Source organism: Prosthecobacter sp. (assembly GCF_044222345.1).
Lineage (GTDB): Bacteria > Verrucomicrobiota > Verrucomicrobiia > Verrucomicrobiales > Verrucomicrobiaceae > Prosthecobacter.
The window spans coordinates 1-17,762 of record NZ_JBGANL010000082.1 but is presented as its reverse complement, the minus strand read 5'-3'; the positions used below and the strand labels follow the sequence as shown (position 1 = coordinate 17,762).

Sequence of the window (17,762 nt, the reverse complement as noted above, 5' to 3'; positions counted from 1 at the left end):
TGCCCGCAATGTGAACGTCCCTGCAGGCAGGAGTGCCCGCATCACTCCCACTCACCTCACCCCGATCCCCAGCACCCGCCGCCGCAGCATGTCCAGCGCGGCCTGCGAGGTCAGCAGCTTGAAGCGGTCCCGCGATCCCGGTGAAAACTTCTTCTGCGCCCAGGTCTCGCCTTTCTTCGCGGCGAGGCCGATCCACACGGTGCCCACCGGTTTTTCCGGCGTGCCACCGCTCGGGCCGGCGATGCCCGTCACAGACAGCGCGTAATCCGCACCGCTGTGTTTCAGCGCGCCTTCCGCCATCGCACGCGCGACTTCCTCGCTCACCGCGCCGTGGGTTTCGATCAGCTCCATCGGCACGCCCAGGTGCTGGTGCTTCGCTTCATTCGCATACGTCACCCAGCCGTGGCCAAACATGCGCGAGGCACCGCTGACATCGGTGATGCGATTGGCAATGGTGCCGCCCGTGCAGGACTCGGCGGTGGCCAGCCATTCGCCGCGCTCCGTGAGCATCTGCACGATGACTTCCTCAATGATGCGGCGGTCCTCCGAAACAATGCAGTCGCCCAAGGCCGCGCGCACCACGTCGGCGGCCTCGTCCACGACCTCCTGCGCCCCCGCGAGGCGCACGTCCACATCGCCATTGCGGATGCAGTAGCCCAGGTCCAGCCCCGCGATGGCTTCCAGCTGCTTTTCCACCGCCTCCACGATGTCCGACTCGCCCACGCCCGTGACCTTGAGATACAGCACGCGGCGGGAGAGGCCATCCGGCAGCCAGGTGCGCAGGCGCGGCTCCACCTGGCTTTCCACCATGGGCTTCATTTCGCGCGGCGGCCCCGGCAGCAGAAAGATGTGCGCATTCCAGCCCTGCGCCGCGCTGAGCTCGGCGGGGAAGTACAGGCCCGGGGCGGTGCCAAAGTGGTTCGGCATCACCACCGCGCCGTGCGGCACCATGGCCTGGCGCTGCGTGGCCAGGCTCACGGGCTTGCCGCGCTTGGCAAAGTAATCGCTCAGGTGCTGCATGATCTCCGCGTTCAGCTCCATGCCGAGACCCAGCAGCTGGGCGGTGGATTCCCGCGTCACATCATCATTCGTCGGCCCCAGCCCGCCGGAGACCAGCACCACATCCGCGCGCTGCGCCGCCTCCGCGATGGCCGAGCGGATCACCGTGCCGTCCGGGACAATCGTCTGCCGGGATACCTGAATGCCCAGCGCCGCCAGCCGCTGGCCGATCCAGGCCGCATTCGTGTTGATGGTGTCTCCCAGGAGGAGTTCGGTGCCGGTGTTGACGAGTTCGACGTTCATGCGCCTGTCATTACGCGCGGCGAGGCGGTGTGATCAACGGTTCTTTCGTGGGAGGGCAGGGTCATCATCGTGAATGAAGCGCCGCAGGGGAAGGTAGGGACCCGCTGCGCCGGGTCCGTGATTTCGGGTCTATGTCATGCGCAGGCGATGAAAAAGGTCCGCCGTCCACAGACCTCTCGACAGCACAAGTCCGAAGCCTTGTGAAAGGGGGAGAGCTTTCAGTCCGCATGCCACCCTCGGACGAAGGAATCTACGGACGCGGCACAGCGCGTCCCTACCAGCCCTCCAGCACCGCAGGCGTGGCTTATCTTTACCAGCGGATCGTTTCGATGCGGCCAGTCCAAGGCCATGCGTCAGGAGCATCTACCAATCCGGCTCGCACGGGATTGTGCCGCATGTAGAGCCCCTTGTCCACGTAGTCGCGTTCGCTGCGGAGGCGATGGTGAAACAGCCCCCGTTGCCAGCGCCAGGCCGGATTGCCGCAGCATTTCGAAAAACGATCTTTCCAGAAAGATGTCCAGCGTTCCACATCCACCCAGGGGCCACGTCCCTCCTTCGGTGTGGCGAAAAAATGCAGATGATCCGGCATGAGAAGAAAATCGCCGACGAGCCATGCATTCGTCGGGGCAGACCAGAGTTCCTGCAGCAACGTCTTCACCTTTTCCTGGGCACACCAGCCACCACGCTGATCGGCACAAACCGTACACCAGAGAAGGGTTGCTCCATCGTGGGTGGGCAGCACCCCTTGGGCGGGTGTTTTTCGGCCAGCAAGGTCTTCCTGCATGGGCTGAAAGTGCGAAACAGAGCATGCTGTGACAAGGGGAAATTTGCAAAAGGATGGAGCGCATGAATCCGCAGCATGCGCTGCGCCGAAGGAATCCACGGACGCGACACAGCGGATGGTAGGGACCCGCTGCGCCGGGTCCGTGATTTCGGGGCTATGCCATGCGCAGGCGATGAAAAAAGGTTCGCCGTCCACAGACCTCTCGACAGCACAAGTCGGAGGCGTTGTGAAAGGGGGCGAGCTTTCAGTCCGCAACACACGCTGGGACGAAGGAAACTACGGACGCGACACAGCGCGTCCCTACCAGCCCTTGAGCACCGCGGCGGATGGTAGGGACCCGCTGCGCCGGGTCCGTGATTTCGGGTCTATGCCATGCGCAGGCGATGAAAAAAGGTTCGCCGTCCACAGACCTCTCGACAGCACCTGTCGGAGGTGTTGTGAAAGGGGGCGAGCTTTCAGTCCGCAGCACGCGCTGGGACAAAGAAATCCACGGACGCGACACAGCGCGTCCCTACCAGCCCTTCAGCACCGCCCCCACCTCGCCGCCCCTACTTCTTCTTCCTCGTCTTCGTCTTCATCATCCTCATCTTCTTCCTCTGCATCTTCCTCTGCATCTTCCTCTGCTCCTCGCTGCGCAGCTCGCTCACGATGCCGTCCAGCATGGCCAGGCCGAGGCTGATCTTTTTGAAGAAGGAGGGATTGTGCGGCACCATCATGAACTTCGGATGCTGGCTCCACAGATCCCGCAGCTTGCCGTCCAGCTTCACCGCCTGCTCCATGGATTCGTTGCGGATGGGGTTCCCGCCCTCGATGCTCATGTTGCCCACCGCCGCGCTTTCAAAAAAGATCACCGCATCGTAGCGTGCCAGCTCGCGCTCCAGCGTGCTGCCGACGTCTTCAAAAAAGCCCTCCGGCCCGCTGGGCCAGTAGGCCGCGCCATCCACCGTGCCGCGATCACACAGCAGCACCAGCTCCGGGTGCTGCGCCATCACGGCCTGCTCCAGATGGATCTGCACATGGTAGATGGCCCGCTGCGCCGCATGGACTGCGCCCGGTATGTTCACACGCGGGAAGCCGCCGCTGAACATCATCGTGGCCGCCTCCGGCACCATCACCACCTGGTCTCCCATCTCGCGGCGAAAGAAATCCCCCGCCGTCGTCTTGCCCCCGCCGGGGCCTCCGGTCAAAACGATGCGAAAGTGGCCGTTGGTCTGCGGTTTGGATTTGCGGGGCATGCGTCACTCTGGCCGCGGCAGCGGCCCGGCGTCAAGCCCCGGCGCAAGATTACGCAAACACGGTGTAGATTGTTTTCCGTGCCGTCGTAAGTCTCGCAGCATGATCCTGCGCTTCACTCCCCTCCTTTTCATCGCCATCGCCTGCACGCAGCTCCCTGCCAGCAAGAGCGCGCGTGAGCACTACTTCCTCACGCAGGTGAAGCCCGTGCTGCAGCAGCACTGCGTCAAATGCCACAATGGCAGCCTGCCGCCGCCCTCGCTCAATCTCACCCGCAAAGCCACCGCCTTCAAGCGCAGCGCCAGCGGGCGCGATTACATCCTGCCCGAAGATCCCGACTGCAGCCTGCTCATCAGCGCCGTGCAGCGCGGCGGCACGCACCCCAAGATGATGCCCCGCACGGAAGTCAGCCTCACGGACGATCAGATCGGCATGCTGCGCGAGTGGATCGAAGACGGCGCCTACTGGCCCGAAGGCGAAGCCGGTACACTGCGCCCGCAGAAGAGCGCCGAGAATCCCTGATTCGACAGGGGCAAGCGTTTCGCGAAACCGATTTCCGGAAAGCGAGCGTGGAGACGCTCGGCGGCGGCTTGAGGACAAGCCGCCCTACCTCGCGCTGGGCGCTCGCATGCCCGGCGCTGGTAGGGCAGGCTGTCCCCAGCCCGCCGTCGTCGAAGCTCATGATCTCCGAGCAAAAACACACCCTGCTAAACGAAAAGGAGTTTTGCGAACCGCTGCAAGCATCTGGGGCGAGGCGGAGCGTTCCTTGTTCCACAGAAACAAGGCTGCTTTTGACGTCAGCCCCAGAGCAGCCTGCCTGACGATCAAGTCTGACAATATAGAACTGAGCGCACCCGCTTCTCGTGCGTACAGGTCGTCTCCTCAGCACAATTATATTGACGACCAGATAATTCGTATGCGCACAAAAATACCGCGACATGCTGCAAAGCGAGTAGCACCAAAATGAAGTCGCGTGCAGTATCGTCCCATGGGCAAAGAATTCAGCATCACACCACAGACCGTCCCTCACGTCGAAACCAAGCACCGCCGCATCTGCACGCCACTGCCGCATCCGGACTCCGTGCCCACTTTGGAAAAGCTGCGTCACTTTGAGCCCCAGTCCATGCGCGGCATGCCCCCCATCGTGTGGGACAAGGCCCTGGACATCCACATCTTCGACAAGTACGGCAACAAGTGGCTCGACTGGAGCAGCGGCGTGCTCGTGACCAACGCTGGTCACGCCGCCCCGGAAATCTGCAAGGCCATGATCGACCAGATCCAGAGCGGCCTCATTCACAACTACGTCTTTCCCAGCGAAGAGCGCGCCGAAGCCGCCGAGGCCATCGCCTCCGTCTCCCCGGACAGCTTGAAGAAAGTCTTCCTCCTCAGCACCGGCAGCGAAGCCACCGAGTGCGCCATCAAGCTCAGCCGCAGCCACGGCATCAAAGTCGACGGCCGCACCCTCGCCAGCCAGCAGGCCGGCGGCATGGCCGGGCAGAAGGCCTGGATCGTCAACGAAGACCCCGCCATTTTGAATGCGCCCTTCCCGGACGGTTACTGGACGGAAGACGTCAGCTTTGACACCTTCCTCAAAACCATCGCCGACAAAGGCCTCACCGGAGCCAACATCGCCGGCGTCATCATCGAGAGCTATCAGGGCGTCGGCCCCGACTTCGCTCCCGTCGAGTACATTCAGAAACTCCGCGCCTGGTGCGATGAGCACAACGTCGTCCTCACCTTTGACGAAGTGCAGGCCGGCTTTGGCCGCACCGGCAAGTTCTGGGCCTTCGAGCACTACGGCGTCACGCCAGACATCATCTGCTGCGGCAAAGGCATCAGCAGCGGCATGCCCCTCAGCGCCGTCATCGGCCGTGAGGAGATCATGGATCAGTTCCCACCCGGCAGCATGACCAGCACGCACACCGGCAATCCCGTGTGCTGCGCCGCCGCCGTGGCCAACATCAAGAAGCTCCTTGCTGAAGACCTCACCGGCAACGCCGCCCGCCTCGGCCCCATCCTGCATGAGCGCTGCAAGGCCATCCAGAAGCGCCACCCAAGTGTCGTCGGCAACGTCACCTGCGCCGGACTCGTCGCCGGATTGCAGATCATTCAGCCCGGCAAAAAAGAGCCGAACCACGATCTCGCCCATCGCATCATCGAGCTCTGCTACCAGCGCGGCCTCCTCCTCTTCGCCCCCGTCGGCGCCTGGGGCCAGACCGTCAAAATCTGCCCGCCCCTCACCGTCACCGAAGAAGCCCTCACTGAAGCCTGCGACGTCCTCGACGGCGCCGTGGATGATGCCGTGGCCGGGAAGTAGAGCCCCCTCAGAAAGTCAGGGGGACGAGAGATCAAAAGAAATCGCCCACGCGAAATCCTGCTCGTCCTCCTACTCGAAGTTGATTCGCTTCGCTCACCCTGCGGGCAGCCTGCGGCTGTCTGTCTCGCTTCGCTCGGCTGTCCTCGATCCTGCAGCCCCGCTGCAGGATCAGCACCGCTCAGGCAAGTACGGTCTTATTGCCGGGAGCGCCTCATCATCGAGCGCACCTCGTAGCTGGAACGTCGAATGCCGTGCCTTTTGAACATGGCAGGGCCATTCGTTTCTGCCCCAGAGGAGCAAAGGAGCAGAGATGGCAGAGATTGAATTCATTCTCTGCTCCCTCTGCCTCTTTGCCCCTCTGCGGCAAAGCCGAACGTCCCAGCGCTCTCAACATGAAAAGGAACGCTCGATAAATACAGCTCATGCCCATGCGGCGGAGCTTTCCCAGAGCCGATAAAATATCAGTAGTGTTCGGCAGGGAAGGTGCTGGCGGGATAAAAAATGACTCCAGGCTGTAAAAGAGCTGTACCTTTGCCGTGCAGGTGGCATGAACTGCGCATGCCAGAGTCAACGCCAGCCTCCGCCCCTGGACCCAGCAGCCCGACCGCGTTTGTGGCAGCAAGCCCTCGCGTATTGAAGAGAGCGCGCTGCGGCAGTGGAGCCTGGTCAAAAAGTTCCAGGCGGTGCTCGATGAGGTCAGTCCTGAAGTTAGCTTCCATCGCACCGAGCACGATCCCCGGCGCACGCTGCACCGCCGCGACTACTTTTCGCTCTTCCTGCTGGGCATGTTCAACCCGGTGCCTTTGTCTATGTGCCTGCGCGGCCAGCGGACTGCGGCGCACCCGTCAGGCCCTGGGCACTTCGCCGGTGAGCCTGGGCAGCTTCTCGGAGGCCCAGAGCCTCTTGAGCCGCAGCTGCTCGAGGCGGTGCTCAGCCGGCCTGGTGGCAGACTCGCCCGCTGGGGCCGCTTCGCAGATCGGCGGCGTGGACCTGGCCTGCCTGCGCGTGGTCGACAGCACTCCTGTGGCATGTCCTGCCACGGCGACTGGGCCGCCTGGCGCAGCGGCCGCTCCGGCCATCAACAGCATGGCGTGCGCTTCCACCAAATACCGCCTGGCCGACGGCGTGCCCGTCGCAGGCATCTGCTCCGGGGGCAAGCTGTGCGAGCGCAAGGCGCTGCGCCAGCAGGCTCAAGGCCGGGGAGTTTTACATCGGCGACCGCTGCTACGGCCAGAGCATGGCTTTTTGGAGGAGCCGACGCGCGCTGCGGATACCTCATGCGCCTCAAGCAGAACCAGGTCATCGTGCAGACGCAGCACAGCCGTGAGCTCAGCGCCAGGACCTTGGAGGCTTCGCCGTGTGCCGGGATGAGGACGTCGTGCTCGGGCGCACTGCACGTTGCGAGCGCGGTCCGTTCCGGCCTCATCGTCGTGGACCACGCGCAGATGGAGGAGCCGGTGTGGTTGGTGACCAACCAGACGCCCGCGCTCAGCGCCGCGCAGGTGGCGCAGCCTGGTCAAGGCGCTGGGAGGTGGATGCCTGCTGGCTCAAATGCTCGTTGCCCCGCGTTTACACTGGCTGGCGGAGAGCAAAAATCGCGGCCATCCAGATCTACACCGCGCTGATCTGCGCGGTGCTTTTGACACAGCGGCTGGGCCGCAAACCGAGCAAGCGGCTCATGGAGATGCGCGCTTTCCACCAGATGAATCAGGCCAGTGATGAGTGAACCGCAGAGGCCGCGTGGCGGAGATGCGCCGTGCCGCGCATGTGCGGGTGCCGCGCTACGGCACACTGCTTCAACAACCCGCAGGCCTGGAGCAGGCGCCGCGCCGGAAGGCCGCGCCGGGCCGCATGCCTGCAAAGTCAGCCCCATGGAGAACCGCCCTCTCCGCCGCTGGCCTGAGAAGCGACGGCTCAGCACGGCGATGCCCAAAAACTCAACGGCCAGCCTCTTCTCCCGCTCCAAGGCATGATCCCTGCCGAACACTACTGATAAAATATCGGCGCTCCCAGCACAGAGCTGCCGCCTCGGCGCGGAGTGCCACTTCTTTACTGGGAGCGCCGATGTCCACATCGGCTCCGGCGGGCGTCCCAGCGCACTCGACATGAAAAGGAACGCTCGATAAACACGGCGCTTTCCTATGCGGCGGAACTCTCCCCAGAGCCGATAAAATATCGGCGCTCCCAGTACAGAATGCCGCACCTCGTTGCCCCTAGCTCATCACCGAGCGCACCTCATTACTGGGAGCGCCGATGTCCACATCGGCTCCGGCGAACGTCCCATCCGCACCCGATGGCAAATAAGCCCGCCAGCCCCCCACCCATCACCCCCGCGCCACACCCACCCGGCTAAACCTCGGCAGCCCCAGCGCCTGCACCTCCGCCGCCGTGTAGCTCTCCGCGCCCACCATCTTCTCGCGCAGCCGTTCCCGCAGTGCTTCCATCAGCTCGCGGCCATTGTGCATCCAGGTGTAGTACAGGCACAGCGGCACGTAGCGCCCCTGGCCAAAGCGGATGAACAGCGTGTTCGCCCGCGTCATGGAAATGAACCCATGCACGCCACGGCTCTGCGGCGCAAACCGCAGCACGCGAAACCACCACGGCGTGTGTCCCGGCAGCCCAAACACGGCGGACTCAATCTCCTCCAGCGGAATCACCGTCGCCGAGGCCCCGCGCCCGATGCGCAGCGCCGTGTCCGTCAGCTCAAAGTGCGGCCTGCGCCGGTCGATGTTCAGCGCAAACAGCGTCACTAGCACCGTCGCCACACCCCAGCCCGCGAAAAACTCCGGGCGCGTCGGCTTGTAATCCAGCAGCCCGCAGAGGGCACCGCCGATCACCGCCGTGGCCATGAACCCAGCCACCGGCATCACCAGCACATAGCTCAGCCAGTAGGTCGGCTTCGGTCGGGCGATGATGGACTCGGCTGGCATAAAAAACGCTCGCTCGCCCCATGACATCCGGTTTGAGACCGCGATGCAAGAGCGAAGCGCGCCACCCCGTAATTTCATCACATGATCAGCCGTCCCTCCACACACCTCGCCCTCGTGCTGCTGGCAGCCGCGCCCTCCTTGGCCGCGGCGGCAGCCCCCGTGATGTTTGAAAAAGACGTGCGCCCCATCCTCAAAACCCACTGCTTCCAGTGCCACGGCGAAGAGGGCGAAATGAAGGGCGGCCTGGATGTGCGCCTCGCACGCTTCATCCTCAAAGGCGGCAAGGACGGCCCCGTGATCGTCCCCGGCAAAGTGGCCGAGAGCCACCTCATCGAACTCGTTAAAAAAGGCGAGATGCCCAAGGGCAAAACCAAGCTCAAGGACCAGGACATCGCCACCCTCGAAGCCTGGGTGGCGCAGGGCGCCAGGACCGCGCGCCCCGAGCCCGAGAAGCTCGGCCCTGAGCACGCCTTCACCGATGAAGAGCGCGCCTGGTGGTCGCTGCAGCCCATTCACGCCGTGAAGCCCCCGGTGGAGAAAAAAGGCGCCACCAACATCGACGCCTTCATCGCCGCCAAGCTCACGGAGAAAGGCCTCTCCTTCTCGCCCGAAGCCGACCCCGTCACCTTCATCCGTCGCGCCAGCTTTGACCTCATCGGCCTGCCACCCACGCCTGCCGAGGTGGACGAATTCGTCGCCGCTTACATCAAGAATCCGCAGCTCAGCGTCGAGCGCCTGGTGGACCGCCTGCTCGCCTCACCGCACTATGGCGAACGCTGGGGCCGCCACTGGCTGGACACCGCCGGCTACGCCGACAGCGAAGGCTTCGGCGAAAGAGATGTCGAACGCCCCTGGTCCTGGAAATACCGCGACTACGTCATCAATGCCTTCAACAAGGACAAGCCCTTCGATCAGTTCGTGCGCGAGCAGCTCGCCGGCGATGAAATGGTGCCGCAGCCGTACAAGGATCTCGCCCCTGACGCCATCGAAAAACTCGCCGCCACCGGCTTCCTCCGCATGTCCCCGAACGGCACCGCAGAGAAGAACGACGCCGCCACGCAAAACGCGAACATCGCCGACACCCTCAAGATGGTGGGCACCTCCCTCTACGGCCTCACCATCGGCTGCGCGCAGTGCCATGATCACCGCTACGATCCCATCTCCCAGGCCGACTACTACCGCCTGCGCGCCGTGTTTGAGCCCGGCTTTGACACCAAAGCCTGGCGCGGCCCCGGCAGCCGCCTCGTCTCGCTGCTGACTCAGAAAGAAATCGCCGAATCCGACAAGATCGAAATCGAGGCCAAGAAGCTCGATGCCGCACGCACGGCCAAGGCCGAGGAGTTCATCACCGAAGTGCTGGAAAAGGAGCTCCTCAAAGCCCCCGAGGCCGACCGCGCCGCACTGCGCACCGCCTACCGCACCGAAGGCAAAAAGCGTACCGCAGACCAGACCAAGCTCCTCAAAGCCTGGCCCCGCGTGAACCAGCTCAGCTCCGGCTCGCTCTATCTCTACGACACCACCTACAAGACCAAGCACGCGGATACCTTGAAGAAGATGGCCGCAGAAGCCGCAGACGTGCGCGCCACCAAGCCCAAGCAGGAATTCCTCCACGCCTTCACCGAGCTCCCCAAAAAGCCCGAGGCCGTGCCCGCCACCTACATCTTCAACCGCGGCCAGTTTGACCAGCCCAAGGAGAAGGTGAAGCCCAGCGATCTCACCGTCCTCGCCGCCTTCCGCAAGATCGAGATCCCCGAGAAAAACGCCGCGCTGCCCACCACCGGCCGCCGCCTCGCCCTCGCCACGGAACTCACCGATGGCAAGCACCCCCTCGTCGCCCGCGTCATGGTGAACCGCGTGTGGATGCACCACTTCGGCAGAGGCATCGTCGCCAGCCCCGGAGACTTCGGCCTCCTCGGCAGCCTGCCCACGCACCCCGAACTGCTCGACTGGCTGGCCACCGATTTCGTCGCACGCGGCTGGAGCTTGAAGCAGCTCCACCGCCAGATCATGACCTCCCGCACCTACCGCCAGGCCTCCACGCGGGACGCCACACGCGATCGCATCGACCCCGACAACGCCTACCTCAGCCGCATGAGCGTGCGCCGCCTCGAAGCCGAGATCCTGCGCGACAGCCTCCTCGCCGTCAGCGGCAAGCTCAATCCTGAAGTCGGCGGCGCGCCCGTGCCCGTCATGTTCAATGAAGAAGGGCAGGTGGTCATCGGCATCGACACCACCGACACCGCAGGCCGTCCCTCCGGCAAGATCCTCCCGCTCAACGGCGCCGAGTTCCGCCGCAGCATCTACGTGCAGGCCCGGCGCTCGCGTCAGCTCGAAATGTTCGCCACCTTTGACGCCCCCATCATGGAGCCCAGCTGCGACATCCGCTCCGTCACCACCGTCAGCCCGCAGAGCCTCCTGCTCATGAACAGCACCACCATGCGTGTGCATGCCCAGCAGTTCGCCCAGCGCGTGCAGAGCGAAGGCGGCCAAGACACCGCCGACCAGATCCGCTACGCCTTCAGGCTCGTCAGCGGCAGAGCCCCTTCCGAATCCGACGTGCAGCAGAGCGTCGAATTCGTGCAGGCCCAGACCGAATTCTACAAGGCCAATCCCACCCCGCTGGAGGTTCAGCTCGGCGCCCCCTCCAAGACCCCCGGAGACCCCGCCTTCCTCGGCCTCACCGCCCTCTGCCACGCGCTGCTCAGCTCCAATGCGCTGCTGTACGTGGACTAGGTTCTACGGGGGCTGGGCATACCTCATTACTGGGAGCGCCTCGTTGCTGGGAGCGCCGATGTCCACATCGGCTCCGGTCGAGCGTCCCAGCGCCATCGCCACGTCAAAAAGCCCACAGGAGATGCGGCGTTCGTTCTCATCGCGGAGCTCTGCCCAGAGCCGATAAAATATCGGCGCTCCCAGCACAGAGCTGCCGCCTCGGCGCGGAGTGCCATGTCTGTACTGGGAGCGCCGATGTCCACATCGGCTCCGGCGAGCGTCCCAGCGCCATCGCCACGTCAAGAAGCGCACAGGAGATGCGGCGTTCGCTCTCATCGCTGCGCTCTGCCCAGAGCCGATCAAATATCGGCGCTCCCAGCACAGAACCCAGTTGAAAACGCACCTTCCAGCGGCACCCATGCACATGCCTCCTGGAACGCATCGCGACTGGTATTCCCGCGATTATTTGCCGCATTTTGATCAGCCGGGCTTGATCCAGGCCATCACCTTTCGCCTCGCAGATGCCCTGCCGGCCGAGAAACTTCAGCGCTGGGCTTTGGAGCTGGCGCATGAGACCGAGCTCGCGCGTGAAGTGGAAAAGAAACGGCGGATGGAGGCCTGGATTGATGCAGGGCACGGCGCGTGCTGGCTGCGTGAGCCCGCGATCGCGCAGAGCGTGGAAGACGCCTTGCTGCATTTCGACTCCGTGCGCTACCGGCTGCTCGCCTGGTCCATCATGCCGAATCATGTGCATGCCTTGATCGAAACCCGGGAAGGCTGGCCTCTGGGAAGCATTGTGCAGTCATGGAAGATCTTTACGGCGAAGGAAATCAATGCGCATCTGGGGCGCACAGGCATGGTCTGGCAGCGCGAATACCATGACCGCTACATCCGGGATGCAGAGCATCTGGCGAATGTGACGCGCTACATCGAACAAAACCCCGTGAAGGCAGGCCTGTGCAGTGAAGCCAGGCAATGGCGCTGGGGCAGTGCGAGCAGGAAGCAGGAGTGAAAAAAACCATGCACGCTGCACCACGCTGCGCCTCTGTACTGGGAGCGCCGATGTCCACATCGGCTCCGGCGAACGTCCCTGCGCACTCGACATGGCATGAAGCGCGCGCGGGAGATGCGGCGTTCGTTCTCATCGCGGAGCTCTCCCCAGAGCCGATAAAATATCGGCGCTCCCAGCACAGAGCTGCGCCCTGCGCGGAGTGCCATGTCTGTACTGGGAGCGCCGATGTCCACATCGGCTCCGGCGTGCGTCCCTGCGCTATCGCCACGGAAAACAGCTCACGGGTTACACGCCACTTGCCCATGCTGCGGAGCTCTCCCCAGAGCCGATAAAATATCGGCGCTCCCAGCCCAGAGCTGCGCCCTGCGCGGAGTGCCATTTCTGTACTGGGAGCGCCGATGTCCACATCGGCTCCGGCGGGCACTGCCGCAAAAATCGTGAATTGAACTCAGACCCTGCCGCCCCAGCCTACACGTCCCCAAACGAAATACCGATGGCGCGGGAGGCGCGCACGATTTCGCTGTCTTTGCTGACGAGGCGGAGCTGATGCACGGCTTCCTCGATGGGCACATCGCCCACCTGATACTGCTGGTAGCTGACCATGCGGCCAAAGCTGCCCTGGGCGATGAGATCCACGGCCTTGGCTCCGAAGCGGACGCCGAGGATGCGGTCCAGCGCCGTGGGGGCGCCACCACGCTGAAGATGGCCGAGCGTGCAGGAGCGCGTTTCCTTGCCGGTGTCTTTTTCGATCTGCCGGGCCACGTAATCGCCGATGCCACCGAGGCGGTCCTCGCCTTTGGTGCCGACTTTTTCCTTGGTCAGCAGCTCGCCGGATTCCATGCGTGCGCCTTCAGCGACCACCACGAGCGTGCTGTGGTGGCCTGCGGCGTCGCGTTTGCGGATGGCCTTGGCCACGTGCTCGAGGTGGAAGGGAATTTCTGGCAGCAGGATCACATCCGCGCCGCCGGCCATGCCGCCGTACAGGGCGATCCAGCCTGCGTGCCGGCCCATGACTTCCAGCACGATCACGCGCTTGTGGCTTTCGGCGGTGGTGTGCAGGCGGTCCAGCGCATCCACCACGGTGGCCATGGCGGAATCAAAGCCGAAGGAGGTGGCGGTCGCCTGGATGTCGTTGTCGATGGTCTTCGGCACGCCGATGATCGGCACGCCCATTTGGTACAACTGCAGGCCGGTGGTGAGGCTGCCGTCTCCGCCGACGACGATCAGCGCGCCGATCTCAAGATGGCGCAGCGTGTTCTTGGCTTTCTCGACGATTTCCACGGGCACCTGGGAGACATTGCCCTCGCCGACTTTGGCGACGAAGTGGCCCTTGTTGGTGGTGCCGAGGATGGTGCCGCCGAGCTTCATGATGCCGATGGTTTTTTCGGGGCTGAGCATCATGTAGTCGCCCGGAGGGAGCAGGCCTTCAAAGCCATCGCGGAAGCCCACGACTTCCCAGCCGAGGGTGCTGGCGGCGCCGACGACGCCGTGGATCACTGCATTGAGTCCGGGGCAGTCGCCGCCGCTGTTGAGAATACCGATGCGCATGAGATGAAAAGGGGAAAGGGGAGGGTTGCTTTTGAGGGGACGGAAAGGACTCCGTGAAAATTCAGAATTGATCCAGCATCTGGCGCTTGTCCGTGATGGGGCGGCCGGCGGCCAGCCAGCGGTCATACGCAGCCCAGCCCTGGTGCAGCAGCGTGCGGGCTTCTTCAAAGGGGCTGGCGGAACCGAGCACCACCACGACCATGCGGTGGCGGTAGATGAGGCTGGAATTGTCCGCCTGCACCTGCACCGTCGGGGACTTCTCCGCGGAGATGACCACGCAGCCACCGGAGCGTGCGGTGTTGCCGGTTTTGATGCCGTCGATGCGGTCCACACCGAGGAGCTGATTGGTGTTGTTCAGCGTCATGGTGAGCGGCTGCCCGCCACGGTAGATGGTGATGCTGCGGCTGGTCTGATTGGTGTAAAAGCGCATGGCAGGCCGTGAGACGGCGTAGATGGCCAGGCGCGCGATGTCCGCCGCGCAGGAATAGGGCATGGGGCGGGAGTTTTCCAGGCCGTGGGGATTGGTGAAGCGGGTGGCGCGTGCGCCCTCGCGTTTCGCGAGCTGGTTCATCTGCTTCACGAACTCCTCCATCGGATGTCCCGCGTGGCCCAGGCGCGCCAGGTGGTCCTTGCCCACGAAGTCGCCGAGGGTGATGGCGGCGATGTTGTCGCTGGTCATCATGCTGGCGTAGATGAGGTCACGCAGCGTGGCCTGGTCTCCGGGCTGCAGGCCGATGCTGCCGGCATCGGAAATCTGGAAGGCGTACGCGGGCACCGTGGCCAGCACGCCCACGCCCACCTTCGAGGCCTCCGCCCAGTCAAGCGTCACCATGGCGGTGGCGATCTTGGCCAGGCCGCCCACGGCGCGCTTCGTCTGCGCGTCTGCCGCGACATGGACTTTTTTATTGAAGGCATCGACGACCAACACGGCTGACTGCGCCTGCAGGGCGGCGCCACCGGTGACGAACGAGAAACAGATGCCAAGGATCAATGCGCGGGAGCTTAACCACGCCATGCTGGGGGATAACATAGACGTGGGATGTTTAACTGTCTGAAGCCTGATCGCAACCGTGGATTTCCCCCCGATCATTTTCTAATTTGACGCTGGCGCTGGTGAAATTCATGCTCCGCCCCTCCCATGGCCACACTCCAGCAGCAGGCGCTCGCCCTCATCCAGACCTACTACACCACCTTCAATTCCGGCGACCGGGAGGCTTTCCTGGCCCTGCTGGCGGAGGACGTGGTGCACGACATCAACCAGGGCGGCGTGGAAACCGGGCGCGCGGCCTTCCGCACGTTTCTGCAGCGCATGGACCGCTGCTACCGTGAGCAGGTGTGTGACCTCGTGGTCTTCGCCACGGAAGACGGCACACGCGGTGCGGCGGAGTTTTACATCGAAGGCGAATACCTCTCCACCGACGAGGGCCTGCCCCCCGCCGCCGGCCAGCGCTACCGCCTGCGCGTCGGCGCCTTCTTTGATCTGCAGGGCGGTAAAGTCCGCCGCGTGACGAACTACTACAACCTCGAAGAATGGCTGCGCCAGGTGGGCGCTTAAAAAAGCACGATGGGCATTGCTTCACTGCGTTCGCCCTTCGGGCAGCCTGCGGCTGGCCATCTTCGCTTCGCTACGATTCCTGCCCGTCGATCAGCGCTGCCACATCGTCCATAGCCTGCGGACACCTCATCGCAGCTCTCCGAAGCGCACTTCGCGTTAAGCGGGAACAGCGGGGCGAATGAGAACGCTGGCCCACAATCGGAGCGCTGCACAGGCGACCGTAGGATGGGTGTGGCGACAGCCCAGTCTATCCTTCGAAGCACGCAGTGCGAAGAATGGACCCGTCCATCAGCGTGGCCGCAAACGTCACAGCCTGCGAACGTCCTCGCAGTCGGGCGGTTTGGCGGAGGCGGTGGTGGGAGATGACGCACTCTCGACGCCAAACACGCCCAACCTACGACCGGAGTGCCAAGCTGCCCGTGCACAAGCCTGCTCAGCCCCGTTTTCAATGGCGCGCACCTCATTGCTGGGAGCGCCGATGTCCACATCGGCTCTGGCGAGCGTCCCTGCGCACTCGCCACGGAAACAAGCTCACGGGTTACACCTCGCCTGCCCGTGCGGCGGAGCCATGCCCAGAGCCGATAAAATATCGGCGCTCCCAGCAAAGAGCTGCGCCCTGCGCGGAGTGCCATTTCTGTACTGGGAGCATCGAGACGCTCGGCGGCGGCTTGAGGACAAGCCGCCCTACCTCGCGCTGGGCGCTCGCATGCCCAGTGCTGGTAGGACTGGCTGTTCTCAGCCAGCCGCCGTCGACGTGTCCTGCGTAGCTCGACGCAGGAGAGCGAAGAAGGAAGCCCATGATCATCGATCAAGAAACAGCCTGCGAAACGGAAATGAGTTTTGCGAACCGCTATACACGCCGCCTGCTCGTGCGACGGAGCCATGCCCAGAGCCGATAAAATATCGGCGCTCCCAGCACAGAGCTGCCGCCTCGGCGCGGAGTGCCATTTCTGTACTGGGAGCGCCGATGTCCACATCGGCTCCGGCGAGCGTCCCTGCGCCATCGCCACGGAAAAAAGCTCACTGTTTACACGCCGCCTGCCCGTGCTGCGGAGCCATGCCCAGAGCCGATAAAATATCGGCGCTCCCAGTACAGAATGCCAGCCCTGCTCCTCTCCAGAGCCTGCGTACGAAAAAGGGGGGATCGTCTTGATCCCCCCCGTTGGTTTGAGAATGAGCTGCGAGAGCCAGAGGTGGAAGGGATCAGGATGATCCCTCGCCTCCGGACAGAGGAGCCTTACTTGTCGAAGAACGAAGACTCTTCGCGGTCGCCCACCTTGAGGTAGCGGTAGTACACTTCCAGCTGCAGCGTGCAGAGGCACTGGCGGTAGATGGGGTCTGCGGCATCACCGGCGGGCCAGTTGGGCCGGCCTGCTTTGAAGGAGCCATCCGCCTGCTGGGCGCCGAGGATCTGCGGGAGGAACTGCTGGTTGTAGAATTTCCAGTCGTCGCCGCCCTGCTGGAAGAAGGTCTGGGTGTAGTAGTACCAGCAGTAGAGGTTGCAGTTCTTGTTCCAGTCCAGAGGCTCGGCGGTGAGGAAGTCGCGCAGGAATTTGATGCCCTTCTTGATGGCGGTGGTCTTGCCCTTGGCCATGGTCTGGAGGCCGAGGATGCCCACGCCGGAGAGGCTCCACTGATTGTAGTGCGCGTCACGATTCGGGCCGCCGAAGCCGCCGTCCTTGGTCTGCATTTTTTCCAAGTAGTCGGTCATCTTGCCGATGCAGCTGTGCAGGCCGTCGATCTTCAGACCGGTGTTCTTGGCGGCCTTGAGCGCCTGGAACTGCCAGCCCACCACGGAAAGGTCGGCGCCGGCGGCTTTGTTGTAAACGATCTGCTCCTTGCCGCCGTAGGCCCAGGCACCTGCCGGGGTCTGGTTGTCGATGATGACTTTCACGCCTTTTTCGAAGGCTTCGCGCATGCCGGGGAGGCTCTTGCTGCCCAGACGAGCCAGCGTGTACATTTCGCCCAGGGCGTAGGTGGCGATGCCGTGCTCATAGGTGCCTGCGCCGCCTTTGCCGCCGGCGGCTTCGCCCTTCCAGCCTGTTTCTGAGAAGATGCCATGCGGGTTCTTTTTGCCGGCTTCGATGAGGAACATGATGCCCTTCATGACGTTTTCACCGTAGAAGGGGGACTCCGGCGTTTCGCAGCGGCCCAGGAAGCACAGCAGGGCCAGACCGGTGAAGGCGCAGCGGTTGCTTCTGCCCCAGGAGCCGTCGGGGTTTTGCTTGGTCTTGAGCCATTCGAGGGAGGCGCTCACAGCAGCCTCACACTCAGGGGAACCGCCGTTTTGACGTAGCTTTTCAAGTCGTTCCTGCGTGGAGCAGCGGCTGCGCATGGAGGGCGGCAGGGTCACGAAACCGCCTGCGGCT

12 protein-coding genes are annotated in these 17,762 nt (G+C 63.7%); 5 read left to right on the top strand and 7 right to left on the bottom strand.

The window, feature by feature from the left end; genetic code table 11:
- Positions 1-51 precede the first annotated feature (51 nt).
- The 3 genes from ACILSL_RS25005 to ACILSL_RS24995 all read right to left on the bottom strand — a co-directional run bounded on the left by ACILSL_RS25005 (position 52) and on the right by ACILSL_RS24995 (position 3,321).
- Complete coding sequence (locus ACILSL_RS25005; protein WP_395734804.1) at positions 52-1,302, bottom strand: competence/damage-inducible protein A; 1,251 nt, start codon at positions 1,300-1,302, stop codon at positions 52-54.
- Positions 1,303-1,612: 310 nt separating this feature from the next.
- The gene (locus tag ACILSL_RS25000; protein ID WP_395734803.1) at positions 1,613-2,086 is read right to left on the bottom strand and encodes a transposase; all 474 of its coding nucleotides are present in this window, start codon (positions 2,084-2,086) and stop codon (positions 1,613-1,615) included.
- A 548-nt stretch (positions 2,087-2,634) separates the two neighbouring features.
- Positions 2,635-3,321, bottom strand: a complete 687-nt coding sequence (locus ACILSL_RS24995) for an AAA family ATPase (RefSeq protein WP_395734802.1) — start codon at positions 3,319-3,321, stop codon at positions 2,635-2,637.
- A gap of 100 nt (positions 3,322-3,421) precedes the next feature.
- Here ACILSL_RS24995 and ACILSL_RS24990 point away from each other — a divergent pair, with 100 nt between their 5' ends.
- Together ACILSL_RS24990 and ACILSL_RS24985 are read left to right on the top strand one after the other, a co-directional pair.
- On the top strand, positions 3,422-3,841 hold the full coding sequence (locus ACILSL_RS24990) for a c-type cytochrome domain-containing protein (protein ID WP_395734801.1): 420 nt from the start codon (positions 3,422-3,424) through the stop codon (positions 3,839-3,841).
- A 451-nt stretch (positions 3,842-4,292) separates the two neighbouring features.
- On the top strand, positions 4,293-5,636 hold the full coding sequence (locus tag ACILSL_RS24985) for an aspartate aminotransferase family protein (protein ID WP_395734800.1): 1,344 nt from the start codon (positions 4,293-4,295) through the stop codon (positions 5,634-5,636).
- 2,324 nt (positions 5,637-7,960) lie between these two features.
- On the opposite strand, the gene ACILSL_RS24980 is transcribed toward ACILSL_RS24985, so the two are convergent.
- A complete protein-coding gene (locus tag ACILSL_RS24980; protein WP_395734799.1) occupies positions 7,961-8,566 on the bottom strand; it encodes a hypothetical protein in 606 nt (201 codons plus the stop codon).
- Positions 8,567-8,647: 81 nt separating this feature from the next.
- On the opposite strand from ACILSL_RS24980, the gene ACILSL_RS24975 reads away from it, so the two are divergent.
- Together ACILSL_RS24975 and ACILSL_RS24970 are read left to right on the top strand one after the other, a co-directional pair.
- Positions 8,648-11,299: a PSD1 and planctomycete cytochrome C domain-containing protein gene (locus ACILSL_RS24975; protein ID WP_395734798.1), complete on the top strand. Its 2,652-nt coding sequence runs from the start codon at positions 8,648-8,650 to the stop codon at positions 11,297-11,299.
- Positions 11,300-11,702: 403 nt separating this feature from the next.
- The gene (locus ACILSL_RS24970; protein WP_395734797.1) at positions 11,703-12,290 is read left to right on the top strand and encodes an REP-associated tyrosine transposase; all 588 of its coding nucleotides are present in this window, start codon (positions 11,703-11,705) and stop codon (positions 12,288-12,290) included.
- Positions 12,291-12,758: 468 nt separating this feature from the next.
- On the opposite strand, the gene ACILSL_RS24965 is transcribed toward ACILSL_RS24970, so the two are convergent.
- Both ACILSL_RS24965 and ACILSL_RS24960 read right to left on the bottom strand, forming a co-directional pair.
- Positions 12,759-13,838, bottom strand: a complete 1,080-nt coding sequence (locus ACILSL_RS24965) for a 6-phosphofructokinase (protein WP_395734796.1) — start codon at positions 13,836-13,838, stop codon at positions 12,759-12,761.
- Between the two features lie 61 nt (positions 13,839-13,899).
- A complete protein-coding gene (locus ACILSL_RS24960) occupies positions 13,900-14,853 on the bottom strand; it encodes a D-alanyl-D-alanine carboxypeptidase family protein (RefSeq protein WP_395734795.1) in 954 nt (317 codons plus the stop codon).
- A 123-nt stretch (positions 14,854-14,976) separates the two neighbouring features.
- Here ACILSL_RS24960 and ACILSL_RS24955 point away from each other — a divergent pair, with 123 nt between their 5' ends.
- Complete coding sequence (locus ACILSL_RS24955) at positions 14,977-15,393, top strand: ketosteroid isomerase-related protein (RefSeq protein WP_395734794.1); 417 nt, start codon at positions 14,977-14,979, stop codon at positions 15,391-15,393.
- Between the two features lie 1,237 nt (positions 15,394-16,630).
- Here ACILSL_RS24955 and ACILSL_RS24950 read toward each other — a convergent pair.
- Positions 16,631-17,762: prenyltransferase/squalene oxidase repeat-containing protein (locus tag ACILSL_RS24950; RefSeq protein WP_395734793.1), on the bottom strand; the 1,132-nt coding region annotated here is incomplete at its 5' end.

Coding starts and splice junctions, on each gene's coding strand:
- ACILSL_RS24990 (WP_395734801.1), top strand. CDS start 3,422: ATGATCCTGCGCTTCACTCCCCTCCTTTTCATCGCCATCGCCTGCACG.
- ACILSL_RS24965 (WP_395734796.1), bottom strand. CDS start 13,838: ATGCGCATCGGTATTCTCAACAGCGGCGGCGACTGCCCCGGACTCAAT.
- ACILSL_RS25000 (WP_395734803.1), bottom strand. CDS start 2,086: ATGCAGGAAGACCTTGCTGGCCGAAAAACACCCGCCCAAGGGGTGCTG.
- ACILSL_RS24975 (WP_395734798.1), top strand. CDS start 8,648: ATGATCAGCCGTCCCTCCACACACCTCGCCCTCGTGCTGCTGGCAGCC.
- ACILSL_RS24960 (WP_395734795.1), bottom strand. CDS start 14,853: ATGGCGTGGTTAAGCTCCCGCGCATTGATCCTTGGCATCTGTTTCTCG.
- ACILSL_RS24995 (WP_395734802.1), bottom strand. CDS start 3,321: ATGCCCCGCAAATCCAAACCGCAGACCAACGGCCACTTTCGCATCGTT.
- ACILSL_RS25005 (WP_395734804.1), bottom strand. CDS start 1,302: ATGAACGTCGAACTCGTCAACACCGGCACCGAACTCCTCCTGGGAGAC.
- ACILSL_RS24970 (WP_395734797.1), top strand. CDS start 11,703: ATGCCTCCTGGAACGCATCGCGACTGGTATTCCCGCGATTATTTGCCG.
- ACILSL_RS24955 (WP_395734794.1), top strand. CDS start 14,977: ATGGCCACACTCCAGCAGCAGGCGCTCGCCCTCATCCAGACCTACTAC.
- ACILSL_RS24980 (WP_395734799.1), bottom strand. CDS start 8,566: ATGCCAGCCGAGTCCATCATCGCCCGACCGAAGCCGACCTACTGGCTG.